This is a genomic window from Polyangium jinanense (assembly GCF_028435365.1).
On the sequence record NZ_JAGTJJ010000003.1, the window covers coordinates 420,454 to 435,327 of the forward strand.

At 70.1% G+C, this 14,874-nt stretch carries 12 protein-coding genes; 4 read left to right on the forward strand and 8 right to left on the reverse strand.

Going from position 1 to position 14,874, the window contains the following annotated elements:
• Positions 1-4 precede the first annotated feature (4 nt).
• From KEG57_RS10860 to KEG57_RS55550, 5 genes are all read right to left on the reverse strand, one after another.
• Positions 5-874, reverse strand: a complete 870-nt coding sequence (locus KEG57_RS10860; protein WP_272419642.1) for a hypothetical protein — start codon at positions 872-874, stop codon at positions 5-7.
• A gap of 38 nt (positions 875-912) precedes the next feature.
• Entirely contained in the window at positions 913-1,929 is a 1,017-nt protein-coding gene (locus KEG57_RS10865) for an energy transducer TonB (RefSeq protein WP_272458429.1), read from the reverse strand.
• Positions 1,926-2,552: an RNA polymerase sigma factor gene (locus KEG57_RS10870; protein WP_272419644.1), complete on the reverse strand. Its 627-nt coding sequence runs from the start codon at positions 2,550-2,552 to the stop codon at positions 1,926-1,928. Before KEG57_RS10870 ends, KEG57_RS10865 begins: the two co-directional genes overlap by 4 nt.
• 110 nt (positions 2,553-2,662) lie before the next feature.
• A complete protein-coding gene (mutL, locus tag KEG57_RS10875; RefSeq protein ID WP_272419645.1) occupies positions 2,663-4,693 on the reverse strand; it encodes a DNA mismatch repair endonuclease MutL in 2,031 nt (676 codons plus the stop codon).
• A complete protein-coding gene (locus tag KEG57_RS55550) occupies positions 4,690-5,376 on the reverse strand; it encodes a hypothetical protein (protein ID WP_272419646.1) in 687 nt (228 codons plus the stop codon). The genes mutL and KEG57_RS55550 overlap by 4 nt, the downstream gene beginning before the upstream one ends.
• A 96-nt stretch (positions 5,377-5,472) precedes the next feature.
• On the opposite strand from KEG57_RS55550, the gene KEG57_RS10885 reads away from it, so the two are divergent.
• The 3 genes from KEG57_RS10885 to KEG57_RS10895 are packed head-to-tail and all read left to right on the forward strand — an operon-like array spanning position 5,473 to position 8,390.
• The gene (locus KEG57_RS10885; RefSeq protein WP_272419647.1) at positions 5,473-6,645 is read left to right on the forward strand and encodes an RNA polymerase factor sigma-32; all 1,173 of its coding nucleotides are present in this window, start codon (positions 5,473-5,475) and stop codon (positions 6,643-6,645) included.
• A 3-nt stretch (positions 6,646-6,648) separates the two neighbouring features.
• Positions 6,649-7,509 carry a 16S rRNA (cytidine(1402)-2'-O)-methyltransferase gene (gene rsmI, locus KEG57_RS10890; RefSeq protein ID WP_272458430.1) on the forward strand — a complete coding sequence of 287 codons (861 nt, stop codon included), beginning with the start codon at positions 6,649-6,651 and terminating at the stop codon, positions 7,507-7,509.
• Positions 7,506-8,390 (forward strand): alpha/beta fold hydrolase, encoded by an 885-nt coding sequence (locus tag KEG57_RS10895; protein ID WP_272458431.1) that lies wholly within the window; start codon positions 7,506-7,508, stop codon positions 8,388-8,390. The genes rsmI and KEG57_RS10895 overlap by 4 nt, the downstream gene beginning before the upstream one ends.
• A gap of 7 nt (positions 8,391-8,397) precedes the next feature.
• On the opposite strand, the gene KEG57_RS10900 is transcribed toward KEG57_RS10895, so the two are convergent.
• From KEG57_RS10900 to glyS, 3 genes are read right to left on the reverse strand one after another with little or no spacing between them, the layout of a single operon-like run.
• On the reverse strand, positions 8,398-8,667 hold the full coding sequence (locus KEG57_RS10900) for a hypothetical protein (RefSeq protein ID WP_272419650.1): 270 nt from the start codon (positions 8,665-8,667) through the stop codon (positions 8,398-8,400).
• Between the two features lie 54 nt (positions 8,668-8,721).
• Complete coding sequence (gene rsgA / locus KEG57_RS10905; RefSeq protein WP_272458432.1) at positions 8,722-9,807, reverse strand: ribosome small subunit-dependent GTPase A; 1,086 nt, start codon at positions 9,805-9,807, stop codon at positions 8,722-8,724.
• A 52-nt stretch (positions 9,808-9,859) separates the two neighbouring features.
• Positions 9,860-11,944 carry a glycine--tRNA ligase subunit beta gene (gene glyS / locus KEG57_RS10910; protein WP_272458433.1) on the reverse strand — a complete coding sequence of 695 codons (2,085 nt, stop codon included), beginning with the start codon at positions 11,942-11,944 and terminating at the stop codon, positions 9,860-9,862.
• A gap of 104 nt (positions 11,945-12,048) precedes the next feature.
• Between glyS and KEG57_RS10915 the strand changes: the two genes are divergently transcribed.
• Positions 12,049-14,709, forward strand: coding sequence for a hypothetical protein (locus tag KEG57_RS10915; protein ID WP_272458434.1), 2,661 nt, complete (start codon positions 12,049-12,051; stop codon positions 14,707-14,709).
• Positions 14,710-14,874: the final 165 nt, after the last annotated feature.

Genomic DNA, 14,874 nt, shown 5'->3' on the forward strand with positions numbered 1-14,874 from the left:
AGCGTCAGAGCGACGGGGTCACGGCGCAGACATCGGCGAGCTTGGTCGCGCCGTCCTGCGTTTTGATCTCGTACTGAAGGCCATCATCGACGATCTTCGTGACGGTCGCGGCCACGAAGGTATCCGAATCCACGGGAACCGCAAAAACCTTGTCCCCGGCCTTGTATGCGCGGACGACGTCGAGCGGCTTTACCTGGGCGGCAGGCACCCGCGTCGCGCCCTGGAGCCAGGCCGTCGTGCCGTCCGTGTAGACGAGCGTGCCGAGCGTCCAGGCCTTCGCATCGGGCTGCTGCTTGTAAGCCACGGGCGCGGCGAACGCGAGCTTGCCATCGAGCGGCAAGACCTGGTCGGGTTGCCATGCTTTTTCGGTCCTCTTCGTGTCGAAGAGGTGCGCGACCTTGATTTCGGTCTCGGAGGCGCTGAGGACACGACCACACGCGGTCGACTGCTCCACGGGTACGAGCACCAACGCGCCCTTCGCGAGGCCGCGCGCCGGCGCCGCGGGGAGCGTATACGCGCCGGGGATCGCGAAATCGGGCTCGCCCGTGGGGCTTTTGAAGACGTTTTTCGTGCCGTCGGCGCGCACGAATTCGTAGAGGCTGATGGTCCAGGACTCGCCCGGGCCCACGGTCCATGCGCGTTTTCCCGAAATGGCCACGGTCTTTCCGGGATCGTCGCCCGCGAACGCGCGGACCGTGCCGAACCGCTCGTCCTTGCCCGCGAGGGGGCTATTCGCGGCGACCCGGGCGCCCGCGGGCGCGTCGGTCGTCGTGTCCTTGCCCGTGCCGGCCTCGGGCGTTTTGACGGGCTCGGACGAGCCGCCCGTGCAGGCGGCGGCGAAGGGGATCACGGCGAGGAGGAGGCGCAGGGACATGGCGTCCATGGTATCGCGCTTCGGGAGCGCGTGGGGCGTCAAATGCCGGTCTTGAAGCGCACGATGGGCATGCCGCGGGAGTTGGTCACTGGATCGGGCGGGTCCCGGAGGACGATCGAGATGAGCCAGATGTGATCGCTGTTGTCGACGGGCCTGCCGTCGACCGTGATCGGATCGGATCGGCTCGCGCTCAAGGCCTGGAGGATCGCCTCGTCCAGGAAAGGCAAGCCCCGCAGGATCCTGCAGTTCGTGTTCCTCCCGTCCGAGCGGATCGTGCACTGCACGCTGACCTCCCCCTGGACGCGCGCCAGCAGGGCCATTCGCGGGTACTTCAAATCGAACCCGTTGAGCTTGGCAGGACGAACGATCTTCGGGACGTAGCTGCTGCGCGCAGGGGTCGGCGTCGGGGCCGGCGCGACGTTTGGTGCGGGCTTCGGGGAAGGCGCCTTTACCTCGGTGCGCGTCTCGGGCTCGGCGCGCGTTTCGGGCGCGGGCGACGGGGCGGGCTCTTCTTGCCTCGACGGCGCCTTCGGCGGCGCGGGCGCGACGGGCTTCGGCGCGCGCGGGGGCTCCGCGTTCTCGTTCCCGTCGCCCGTCGGCACGGCGAGCGCGCGGGATTCGGGCGCGGGGAGCTCGGGCGTGGGCAAAACGGTGTCCGGCGCGTTTTCGAGCACCGTGACCTTCGGCTCGACGACGGGCTCGCCCGTCACGTCCACGGCCACGTCGCGGCGGCCCACGCCGAGGCCGCCCGCGATGACGAGCGCCGCGACGCCGAAGGAAAAGGCGATCTCCGGCGCGATCGGGCGCGACGCGGGCGCCTTCTGCCGGGCCGGGTTCTCCCGCGTGTCGCTCGCGCGGAGCACGCGCGCCTGCCACCCGATCGGCGGCTGCACTTCGGGCTCGGCGTGGGGCAGCGCCGCGAGGATACGCTCGTATTTGCGACGCGCGGTCGTGCAGACGGTGCAATCGTCGAAATGCGGGTCGAGCGGCTGTCCCCGCTCGATCTGGAGGATTCCATCACGCTCGAAGCGGTCGCAGAGAGCCATGGTGTTCATCGCGGATCGACCCCTTTGTTCTCGAGGCAATGACGGAGCAAGGGCATGGCGCGGGCGACGCGCGCCTGGAGCGTGGCGGGCCTTTCGTGGCAGATGCGCGACATCTCCTCGTACGAAAAACCTTCCTGATAACGGAGCACGACGGCGATGCGCACGTGCGGCTTGAGTTTGCCGAGACAAGCTTCGAGCGCCCCGGGCAGGTCACGCGCGGCCACCTGCGTTTCCGCCGACGGCGATGCGTCCATTTCTTCGGGCGGCTCCTCGCCGAAGACGAAGCGGGAAAACCACCTTCGGTTCGCCTTCAAGGCGTCCAGGCATCGGTGGTTCGCGATGGCGTAAAGCCACGGGCGGAATCCGTTCGAGCCGGAGAACGTGTCGAGATCCTCGAAGGCCTGGATGAAGACGAGCTGGTGCACGTCGTCGGCGAGGGGGCGGCTCCGGAGCACCTTGTGGCAATACCGGTGGATGGCGGCGCCGTACTCCTGCATGAGGATGACGAGCGCAGCGCGGCGATCCCCGCACGAGAGCGCCTCCTTGGCGCGTTCGTCCGGGCCGAGTTTTCGAGGCGTTTCTTCGAGCGCCCCCCACCCGTGGACCCGTCCCGCAGCGATCACGTGTGTCATCGGTTGCCCTCCCCTCCATGGGCGACGGCCCCCGGCCGGGGACAACAGAAAAAACGTGGGCCTCCGCTAAATGCGCGGAAGTGCTTCGATCTTCGTTCAGGCGCGCCCGGTCAGCGCCGCCCGACCTTCTGTTCGAGCTCCGACCATCGGATCCGCATGACCACGGGGCGGCCGTGCGGGCAATGGCCGGCGAAATCGACCTCGTCGAGCGCGCGGAAGAGCGCTTCGGCTTCTTCCTTGGAGACGGCGTCGCCGGCCCGGATCGAGCCGTGGCAGGCCATCGTGGCGAGGGCGAGGTCGATCGCGCCGGAGAACGCGCGTTCGCCGACGCGCGAGAGCTCGGCGAGCAAGTCGCGCAGAAGGTCGGCGGGCGTGGCGCGGGCGGCGAGGATCTGCGGGACGGCCGTGATCGCCGCGTCGCGCATGCCCCGCATGGAGACGTCGAGGCCCGTGCGGCTGATCGCGTCCTGCGCTTCCTCGATGATCGCCGCCTCCTCGGCCGTGACCGTGACCATTTCGGGGATCAAAAGCCGCTGCGAGGCGACGGCGCGGGTCTCGTAGGCGCGGCGGAGCCGTTCGAAGGTGACGCGCTCGGCCGCCGCGTGCTGGTCGAGGACGAAGAGCCCGTCTTGCCCCTCGCAAACGAGGAACGTGCGCCGGACCTGCGCGACGAACGAGAGCCCGCTGAAGGCGCCCGGTCGCTCGGCCGTCTGCGTACGCTCTTCCGCCGTCGGATACGGCATCGGGCGTGGTGGGGCGGCGATCGGCGGCGGCGCGGGCGTCGTCGGAATCGGCTGTGGTGGCGCCGGCGGAGGCGTATCCGCGGCGAGCCCCCACGGGTCCGGCTCCGGTTCGGAAGGAATGGTTTGTCCAGAATGAGCATTCCGATGTTCCAGCGGAGGCAGCTCCCCGGAGCCATTCCACGTCGTGAGCGGCGGCGTGGCCTCGTCGATCGGCTTTTGTTTTCGCTGACCGAAGGGAGCCGGGGCCGAGGCATCAGCGGCAGGCGCGGGGCCCTTGCCGAAGAGCCCGGGCAAATAGGCCGTCGCCGGGGGCGGGGGCGTGGAGGGTTCGGGCGGGAGGCTGCGCTCTTCGGCGCGATTCTTGTGGTAATGCGCCCACGGCGAGGCGCCGGGCGCGGGCAAACCGAAAGCGCGGGCCAGGGGCGCCGCGATGATCTTGTAAAGCGCGTCCTGGATCGCACGGCCGTCGGCGAAGCGGACCTCGGCCTTCTGCGGGTGCACGTTCACGTCGACGAGATCGGGCGGCAGGTCGAGGTGGACGACACCGACGGGATACCGGCCCGGCTCGAGCACGCTGCCGTAGGCATTCGCGACCATACGCGCGAGCGTGCGGTCCTTGACGGGACGGCCGTTCACGAAAAACAAAAGCCGCGTCGCGCCCGCGCGCGCTCGCTCGGGTCGCGAGAGGAAAGCCTCGACGGTCATGGGGCCGCGCTCGCCCCGGCATGGCGCGAGGGGCTCGTCGTCGAACACGTCGCGCGCGCGTTCCTCGCGGCTCTGCGTGCGCAGCCACTCGCGCGCGACGCGCCCATCACGCGCGAGCACGAGCGTGACGTCGGGGCGGCAGAGCGCCGCGGACTCGACGACCTCGGTGACGTGCGCGCTCTCCGTGCTCACGGCGCGCAGGAATTTGCGCCGCGCGGGGACGTTGAAGAAGAGGTCGCGCACCTCGATGCTCGTGCCCGCCGCGACGCCGCACGGGCCGACGTCGGCGGGGCTTCCGCCGTCGATGCGGACGAGCGTGCCCTCGTCGTCCTCGTGCTTGCGCGTGCGCATCGCGAAGCGGCTGACGCTGGCGATGGAGGGCAACGCTTCGCCGCGGAAGCCGAAGCTCTGGATGCGGCGCAGGTCGTCGATCGATCCGATCTTGCTCGTGGCGTGGCGGAGCACGGCGAGCGTCGCGTCTTTGCGATCCATGCCGCTGCCGTCGTCGGTGACGCGCACGAGCACGACGCCGCCGCCCTCGATGTCGACGCGGATCCTCCGCGCGCGGGCGTCGAGCGCGTTCTCGACGAGCTCCTTCACCACGCTCGCGGGACGCTCGACGACCTCGCCGGCGGCGATCTGGTTGGCGAGGTCGTCCGGAAGAACGTGGACACGCCCGGGCGGCTCGGTCACGAGTCCTCGGTCTGCTCTTGGGCGGCCGCGACCGCTTCGAAGAAGGCCTTCGTGCGTGGGCTCGTGAGCGTGATCGTCGCGAGCACGAGCGCCCCTACGTCGAACAGGATGAGCCGGACGCGCGGCAGCCAGAGCCAGAGGCGCCGGTCGAGGAGCAGCGGCCAGGCCTCGCGTTGATCCGCGGGCGTGGTCTCGGGCAGCGCCGGCAGGACGTCCCTGACGCGCACGACGGCGTCGACCCACGCGTACCGCGCGTCACGCAAGAGCCAGAACGTCAAGGTCGCGAGCGCGGCGTTCGCGAGCAGGGCCTGGATGGCGAGCGCGCGCGCCCCGGGCCTGCCGCTCATGGCCATGCCGCTCGCGATGACGAGGAGCACGGACAGCAAAAAGCGGCCCGCGAAGAGCGGGAAGGCGAGGTAGCCCATCTCGCCGAGCGTGCGCAAACGCGCGGCTTCCTGGAGGGCCATGAGCGCCTCGATCGGCTCGGCGGCGTCCTTCATGGACGAGGTCAAGGTCGCGACGTCGGGCAAGTTGCCCTCGCGCAGGTACACGAGCGTCGCGAACGCCTCGGAGAGGCCCTGCACGCCGATGAGCCATGCGAGGATCATCGCGGCGACGAGGTACCAGGGCCGAAGCGTGCGCTTGCGCGCGGACGGGGGCGGAGGCGGCGCGGAAGTGCTCACGCAAGGGGGGCTCTAGCACGTTCCTGCGGGGCGGCGAACCACAGGTGGCGCGAGGCAGGCCACGTGTACTAAGAAATTGCCCGCAAGAGGTACCGGGTGGCCACCAAGAAGACCGAGCCGGGTAAAAAGACGACGAAAGCCTCGGCAGGCGGGGCGACCAAGCGAGGCAAGCAGGGCGAGGCGTCCGCTGCGTCGAAAGCCGAGCGGCAGGCGTCTGCGACGAGCGCCGAGCCGGCCGAGGGCGCGGACGGCGCCGCGGAGGACGAGGACCACGCGGCCGAGCCCGAGGGCGCGGATGGCGAGGTGGTCGACGCCGACTTCGAGGTCGTCGACGAGGACGCGGACGCGGGATCCCTGGACAAACTCCCCCTCGTGGAGCGCAAGGGCGCGTCGAAGGGCGGCGGCGACAGCGCGATCTCGCGCACCGATCCGCTGCAGGCCTACCTGCGCGAGGTGCAGCGTCATCCGCTGCTCACGCCCGAGGAGGAGCAGAAGCTCACGCGGCACTACGCCGAGACGCAGGACGTGAAGACGGCCGCGCGCCTGGTGACGGCGAACCTCCGGCTCGTGGTGAAGCTCGCGTACGAGTATCGCCGCGCCTACAAGAACATCATGGACCTCATCCAGGAGGGCAACATCGGCCTGATGCAGGCCGTGAAGCGCTACGATCCGTATCGCGGCGTGAAGCTCTCTTCGTACGCGGCGTGGTGGATCCGCGCGTACATCCTGCGATTCATCCTGAACAACTGGCGGCTCGTGAAGCTCGGCACGACGCAGGCCCAGCGCAAGCTCTTCTTCAACCTGAACAAGGAGAAGGCGCGGCTCTCGGCGATGGGCATCGAGCCCACGGCGGGCGAGATCGCGCGGCGGCTCTCCGTGGACGAGAGCGAGGTCGTCGACATGGATCGGCGGCTGTCGAGCGGCGAGGCGTCGCTCGACGCGCCCGTCGGCGACAGCGAAGGTCGCTCGGTGTCGCGGATCGATCTCATGCCCTCGTACACGACCGGCCCGGACGCCGCGTTCGAGTCGCACGAGATGGACGAGATGGTGCGCGAGCGGCTCGCGAAGTTCCGCGAGACGCTGAAGGGCAAGGACGTCATCATCTTCGACAAACGCATGGCGGCCGAGGATCCGCTCACGCTCCAGGAGCTCGGCGACGAGTTCGGCATCTCGCGCGAGCGCGTGCGGCAGCTCGAAGCGCGGCTGACCACGAGGCTGCGCGAGTACCTGCGCGAGGAGCTCGGCGACGCCGTCGGCGGCGCGAGCTAGGCCGTGAGCGACGCGCCCGAGCGAGGGGTGCTCTACGTGGTGGCGACGCCGATCGGCCACCTCGGCGATCTGTCTCCACGTGCGGCGGAGACGCTTCGAGATGCGGCGCGCGTCGCCGCCGAGGATACGCGGCGGACACGCGGGCTGCTCACGCACCTCGGGATCACGGGAAAGCCGATCGACAGGCTCGATGCGCATGCGTCGGCGCACGACGTCGCGCGGGTGGTCGAGCGGCTCCTCGCGGGCGAAGACGTCGCGCTCGTGACCGACGCGGGCACGCCCGTCGTGAGTGATCCGGGCACGGACCTCGTGCGCGCGGCGGCCGAGGCCGGCGTGCGCGTCGTGCCGATCCCGGGGCCGAGCGCGGTGATGGCGGCGCTCTCGGCGTCGGGGCTTTGTACGGGCGCGTTTCGGTTCCTCGGTTTTCTGCCGCGGAAAGGTCCCGAGCGGCGCGATGCGCTCGAGCTCGTGCGCGCGACGCCCGAGTCGGTGGTGCTTTTCGAGTCGCCGGAGCGCACAGCCGAGACGCTCGCCGATCTCGCGACGAGCATGCCGAACCGATCCGGCGCGGTCGCGCGCGAGCTGACGAAGGTGCACGAGGAGATCCTGCGCGGGACGTTGCCGGAGCTCGCGCGTATCGCGGCGGAGCGCGAGACGCTCGGCGAGGTGACGATCGTGATCGGGCCGGGCGAGGCGCCGAAGGGTCCGCTCGTCGGCGAGGAGGAGCTCGATCGGCTCATCGACGAGCACCTCGCGCGCGGGCGGCGTCCGAAGGACATCGCCGACGAGCTCGCGCTCGTGTCGGGCCGGCCGCGGCGCGAGCTCTACACGCGTGTGCTCGCGCGGAAGAGGGACGAGCGGTGACGGACATCCACGCGGTGGTGTCGCGGCCGGGCCCGGTCGAGTCGGAGATCCTCGCGGCGCTTGGCGATTCGTTTGAGGTCAAGCGAAGAGCGTTGCCGCCGGTGACGCTGCGGACGCTGGAAGGCGGGCAGGGGGCGCCGGTGCTGTTCCTGCATGGGCGGGGGTATGCGGGGACGATCTGGGCGCCGGTGCTCGCGGAGGTCGCGCGATCACGTCGCGTGATCGCGGTGGATCTGCCGGGGTTCGGTCACTCGTCGTCGCCGCCGTTTCAGGGCGACGATCGCGACGCGGCGGCGCGTTTTTTCGTCGAGCCGATCGCCGCGCTCGTGCGTGAGCTCGACCTCGCGGAGGCTTCGATCGTGGGGCATTCGCTGGGCGGGCTCGTCGCGCTGGAGCTCGTGCTCGGGGGGCATGTGCGGCCGCCGAAGCTCGCGCTCGTCGCTTCGATGGGGCTCGGTCCCTGGGCGAGCTTGCGGTCGCGCGCGTTGTTTCGGCTCGGGCCGGAGCGGATCGCCCGGACGCTCGTCGCGCTGGGTTTGCCGCGGGATGCGCGTGGGGATGCGTGGGAAGAGCGCCTCGCGCGCCTCGAAGCCGAGCTCTTCGCCGTGCTCGGAGGAAAGGCGCCGCCGGTGCGGGCGTTCGACGCGCTCTTGCCGCTCGTCGGTCCTGCGTACGAGCGCTCGTTGGATCTGAAACGGATCGATGCGGAGACGCTGCTAATCTGGGGCGAGCGTGATCCCGTGCTGCCCGCGCCGATCGCGATCGGGGCCGCGGCGGTGATGCCACGCGCGCGGCTCGTGATGTTGCCGGGGCTCGGGCACACGCCGCACATCGAGGGCGCGGCGCGTGTCACCGAGCTCTTGTCGTCGTTCCTCGCGTAGGAGCGCTTCAGGCGAGGTTGACGTCGACCTCGTGGAAACCCGCGACGTGATCGTGGGCCTCGATCTGACGGCGGACCCACTGCGCGTCACGGCGGGCGACCACGATGATGTTCACCTCCTGGCCGGGCTTCGTCGTGATCCCGGATGTGGAGAAGCCCATCTTGCCGGCGTCCTCGAGCGACATCACGACGGCCTGCGTATCGCGCTTGGTCTCTTCCGAGAGGAGCGTGTCGGCGTCGGAGCCCTTCACCATGTGCACCACGAAGGCAACGTGCATGGGCGGTATGGTCGCCTCGATCGTGGGGCGAGCGCAAGGGGCAGCGAATGAGGCTCAGCCGCGCTTCTTCTGGAGATGCGATCGCAATGCGCGCGCCTGCACGCGGTTTTTGCGCATTTCCTCGGAGCGCGCGCGCGGGTTGCTGGCCATTTCGATCCGATCGCCCTCTTTTTGAAGATTTTTATAACTCGCGAGCCGCTCCGCCGAGAGCGCGCCCTCGGTGATGGCCTTCTGCACGGCGCATCCAGGCTCTTTTTCGTGCCGGCAATCGGAGAACCGGCAGCTCGCCGCGAGCACCGCGACGTCGTCGAAGGCCTCGTCGAGGCCCGCGCTCGCTTCCCAGAGGCCGATCTCTCGCATGCCCGGCGTGTCGATCACGATGCCGCCCGTCGGCAGCACCACGAGCTCGCGCCGCACCGTGGTGTGGCGGCCCGTGTCGTCGTCGTCGCGGATGGGCGAGGTGGCGAACCGCGTTTCGCCGAGCAAATGGTTGATCAGCGTGGATTTGCCGACCCCGGAGGAGCCGAGCAGGATGCCCGTCCTGTTGTCGCGCAGGTAGTCACGCACGATCTCGATGCCCTCGCCCGTCTGGGAGCTCGACGCATGAATGGGCACGCCACGCGCAATGGCCGAGGCCGCCTCGATCGCGGGGCCGGGATCGGCGAGGTCGGCTTTGCTGAGCAGGATGACGGGCTCGGCGCCGCTCTCGCGGGCGAGCGCGAGGTAACGCTCGAGCCGGCGCGGGCTGAAATCACGGTTGAGCGAGCTCACGAGGAAGACCCGATCGACGTTCGCCGCGACGACCTGCGGCTTCTTGTCGAGGCCCGCCGCGCGGCGAACGAAGGCCGTGCGGCGTTGCAAGATCGCCTGGATGACGGCGCGCCCTTCGGTATCGGGCGTCTCGTCGAGGACGACCCAGTCGCCGACCGCGGGCATGTCGAGCGGGCTCTCGGCCTCGTGGCGGAGCCGGCCCGCGATCACGGCCCAGCGCTCGTTCGTCCCGTCGTGTACGCGATAGGCGCCCCGGTGTTCGGTGACGACGCGGGCAGGCAGCCGCGAGGCCGAATGCTCGGCGGCGTGCGCGGCGAAATGGCCGGCGAAATGGGGGGTGAATCCGAGTCGGACGAGGTCGGGGTTCATGCGGGAGCGGTCGCCTCCCGCGAACCATAGCAGAGGAAAGGACGGCCTTCCGTCAGGCTTCTTTCCGTTCGCCGAGCAGCTCCAGCCGCGCGAGCGTCGCGCACGTCTCGCTGATCGCCCGCATGAGGCGCAGGCGATTCTCGCGGACGGGGATGTCGTCCGTCATGACGTACACGTCGAGGAAGTAGCGGTGAAGCAGCGGCGCGAAGCTCGCGACCTCGCGCAGCGCGCCGGCGTAGTCGCCCGCGCGGCGCAGATCGACGAGCTTCGCCGCAAGCGCGAGGTAGCCGTCGTGCACGGCCTTCTCGCTCGCATGATCCTCGGCCCGCGGCGGGGTCGGCTCGCCCGCAGGCGCGCCGCTCGCGATGTTCGTGGCGCGCTTGAAGACCTCGCCGACCCGCGCACGCGTATCCGCATCGAGGCCCGCGAGCGCCGTCGCCCGCGCCCGCGCGTCGAGCGGGCGATCGGCCGCGACGGGCAGCGCAGCCGCGACCGCGTCGCTCGGGAGCTTCGCCTCGAGCAGGCCGCGCAGGCGCTCGGTGAAGAAGTCGCCGAGTTTGTCCGTGAGCTCGCCCGGCCCGAGGTCGAGCGAGACGCCGCCGTAGCCGTCGTACGCCGCGCGGAACGCGTCCGAGAGGCGCAGGTCGAAGCCTCGATCGAGCACGGTGCGCAGGATGCCGAGGCACGCGCGACGCAGGCCGTACGGATCGGCCGCGCCCGTCGGCGTGAGGCCGATGGCGAAGCAGCCGACGATGGTGTCGAGCCGATCCGCGATCGACACGAGCGCGCCCGCGTCCGAGGGCGGCGTCGCGTCCTGCGCGCCTTTCGGCTGGTAGTGCTCGCGGATCACGTCGGCGACCTCGGGGCCCGTGCCTTGCGCGAGCGCGTACGCGCGCCCCATCTCGCCTTCGAGCTCGGGGAACTCGCCGACCATGAGCGAGACGAGATCACTCTTGGCGACATGCGCGCCGCTCGCCGCGGCCATGATCGCCGGCTCGGGAAGCTGGAGCAAAAGCCCGAGCTCCCGCGCGAGCCGCTCGACGCGCTCGGCCTTGCCGAGCATGGTGCCGAGCCGCTTCTGGAAGACGATGCCGGCGAGCTTCGTGCGCCGATCGGCGAGGGGGATCTTGACGTCCTCGCGGTAGAAGAAGCGCGCGTCCGAGAGGCGCGCCCGCATGACGTTGTCGTTGCCGCGCCGGATGTTCGCGGGGTTCTCGGCGGTGTTCACGACCGAGAGGTATTTCGGCAGGAGCTTGCCGTCGGCAGCGCGCATGCCGAAGTAGCGCTGGTGGCCCTTGGCGACCGCGAGGATCACGCGCTCGGGCAGCTCCAAAAACTCGTTGCCGAAGCCGCCCACGATCACGTGCGGCTCCTCGACGAGCGAGAGGTTCTCCTCGATGAGGAAGTCGTCCTCGATGAGCGTGCCGCCCGCGGACGCGGCGGCCTCGAGGAGCCGCTCGCGCATCACCCGCGCGCGCTCTTCGGGATCGACGAGCACGTGCGCGGCGCGGAGCGCGTCGACGTACATCGCGGCCGAGGTGATGGTGATCGCGCCCGGCGCGAGGAAGCGATGGCCGTAGGTGGTGCGGCCGCTCTTGGCGCCGGCGATCTCGACATCGAGCACGTCCTCGCCGAAGAGCGCGATGATCCAGTGGATCGGCCGGCCGAATGCGTAATCGCCCGCGCCCCAGCGCATCGATTTGCGGAAGGGGATCGCGGTCGCGATCTGGGCGAGCGCCTCGGGCAGGAGCGCGGAGGCGAGCTTGCCGGCTTCGCGGCGCGTGCCGACGAGGTACTCGCCTTTCGGCGTCTCGACGCGGCGCAGGTCGGCCACGGAGCCGCCGATCTTCGAGGCGAACGCCTCGGCCGCCTTCGTGGGCACGCCGTCCTTGAACGCGGCTTTGACGGGCGGACCCGTGACCTCTTCTTCGAGATCGGGCTGGCGCTCGGCGACGCCGGAGACGAGCACGGCAAGCCTGCGCGGCGTACCGAGCGCGCGGATCGCGCCGTGCGCGATGCGCAGATCCGAGAGGCGTTTCTTCAGGAGATCGGGGAGCGCGCGGAGCGCGGCGTCGACGAACGAAGCGGGCAGCTCCTCGCAGCCGATTTCGAGCAGGAGGTCGCGGGTCTGGGACATGGGGCGCGCAAGGTAGCGCAAACGGACGGCTTGGGGCAGTCCTCGCGCGACTTCCGTCGCGTCCCCCCTCCCGCCCCGTGCCGGCCCTCGGGTACGCTCGCACCATGCCTTCCTTCCGACGCTCTGTGCCTCTCCTCGGCGCCCTCGTGGCGTCGTTGCTCCTCTCCATGCATTGCGGCGGGGGTGACCCGGACGCGACGGGTGCGTCCTCGTCGTCCTCCTCTGGCAGCGGCGGCAGCGGCGGTGTTGGCGGCAGCGGCGGTGTCGGCGGAAGCGGCGGTGTCGGCGGAAGCGGTGGTGTCGGCGGAAGTGGTGCCGGCGGAAGTGGTGCCGGCGGGGCGGGCGGCGGCGCGGGCTCGGGCGGCTTCGGCGGGGCGCCGCCGGCGATCCTCGACGAGACGTTTGGAAAGGACGGCGTCGCGACGGTCGGGTTCGTCGGCGGAAACGGCGACAGGGTCTACGCCGCGGCTCGGCAGGCCGACGGAAAGATCTTGCTCGCGGGGACGACGTGCGAGTTCTCCGACCCGAACTCGACGACCGCCGGCGAGGCGCTCCTCGTGCGCTTCGGCGCCGACGGCGCGCTCGATACGAGCTTCGGCGTAGGCGGCAAGGTGCTCGCGAGCGTGGGCATCCGCGGCGAGGCGCACGCGGTCGCGGAGCAACCGGACGGGCGCATTGTGATCGTGGGGAAGGCGTTCTCGGACCTCGGCATCGCGACCTTCTTCGCCGCTCGGTGCACGCAAGACGGCGCGCTCGATCCGACCTTCGGCGCGGGCGGCATCGCGAGCTTCCACGCCCCGGCGCGGACGATGAACAGCGTGGCCTTCGCGCCGGACGGCAAGATCGTCGTTCACGGCGTCGAATCCCCGCAGGGCACGCCGTACCTCCTGCGACTTCGGGCCGACGGCAGCCCGGATCCGGCGTTCGGAATGGGAGGCATCCAGAAGACGCTCGGCCCCACGGCGACCGATTACCGGCAGATCGCCGTGCAAAAGGACGGCAAGATCCTCGCGGCCGGGTTCACGGGCAGCGACGCGACGCGCGACACCGTGATCGTCCGGTTCCTGGAGAGCGGCGCGATCGATCCGAGCTTCGGCGCGGGCGGCGAGAAGGTCGTGCCGCTCGGTCCCGTGTTCGAATCGGCGCTCGCGCTCGCGGCGACCGACGATGGCGGGATCCTCGTCGCCGGATCCGCCGAGGTGCCGGGATTGTTCGAAACCGAGGCCGTCATGGCGCGCCTCGCCGCGAGTGGCACGATCGATGCGGGCTTCGGCAACGCGGGCTTCGTTCGGCTCAAAGGTAAATCCAATGGCCGCTTCGCGCGGATCGACGTCGATGGGACGAGCCGGATCGTCGCGAGCGGCTGGCACGACGAAGCGACGGGGGCCGTGATGCGCTTCTCCGCGAACGGCGTCCTCGACGCGACCTTCGGGGACGGCGGGGTTTCCAAGAATTTTTTCGATATCGTCGCGCAAGCGCTCCTGCCCGATGGCTCGATCGCGCTCGCGACGAACGTGCCGAACTATGCCGAGGATTTCGTCGACGTGGCGGCGCGCCGCATGTCGTCGTCCGGGGCGCAGGACATGTCTTTCGGGACGAACGGGATCGCGAAAGCGAACTCGGGCGCGACGAAGGAGGCCGCGGGGCAGATGGTGCTCGAGCCCGACGGGAAGATCGTCGCGGCGGGCACCATGATCCGAGCGAACACGCGCCGCGCGGTGCTTTCGCGCCAGATGCCGGACGGCGAGCTCGATACGAGCTTCGGCAATGGTGGGAGGCTCCTGCTCGACGACATGTCGATCGTGCGAGGCCTCGCCCGTGCGTCGAATGGGCACCATTTCGTGATGGGCCTGGACCTTTCGACGACGAGTCAGGTGATTGGACTCGATCCGACGGGACAGGTCGATCCGAGCTTCGGGACGAACGGGGTGGCGAACGAGACGGCCGAGCAGGGCAGCGGCTGGACGGCCTGGACGGTCGCGGTCGACGCCGCGGACCGCGTCCTCGTCGGCGGGAGCGTGGGCGGTTTTCAGACGTGCAAGCTGGGGCTTGTCCGGTACACACCCGCGGGGCAGCTCGATACGACGTTCGACGGCGATGGGCGGGTCGTGGCCGATTTCGGAGAAGGTTACAATTGCGGGATTCGCGCGATCGTCGAGCTTCCGGACGGCAAGATCCTGGTCGGCGGATTTGCCGGAGGCGCGGCTGACGGCGGTCCGAGGTTCTTGCGGTACGACGCGATGGGCGCGCTCGATACGACATTCGGCCAGGGTGGCATTGCGGCGCCGCCAGGGATGAACGTGTGGGTCGACCGGATGGCCGTCGCGCCCGATGGGAAGGTCGTCGTGACCGGATACCGCCAGTACTCTCAGGAGATCGGCGTCGCGCGGCTTCTTCCAAGTGGCGCGCTCGATTCGGCCTTCGGCGGCACCGGGTACGTCACGGTGAAGACGGGCCCGAATGCCCCCGTCATCAGCTCGGCGCTCGAGGGGCCGGCGGTCGTCGTGCTCGCGGACGGGTCGATCCTCGTTGGCGGCGGGACGGTCGTCGGGACGAACGCGCAGATGTTCGCCGCGCGGCTCCTCCCGAGCGGCGCGCTCGACACGGGCTTTGGCGATGCGGGCATGGCGATCGTGCCGCGGCGCCCCGGCAATTTCGCGGCGTATGGGATTGGCCTCCAGCCGGACGGGAAGATCGTGCTCGGCGGACGAGGTTTTTCCGCTGAAACGGGTACCGATTTCGGATTCGTGCGGCTCGTGCCCTGAGATTCGGCCCGGAGCCCATTCCCAGCGAGCTTCGGCGCCTACGTTCTCCGGGCAAATATTCGCGTCCGGGTCTATTTTTCGGGGGCCGATCGGGTCGGCGGCAAGCTACGCGGCGAGGTCAAGGAGCGCGTCATGGCCGACCTCGGGCGCCGGGTTTTGTACATG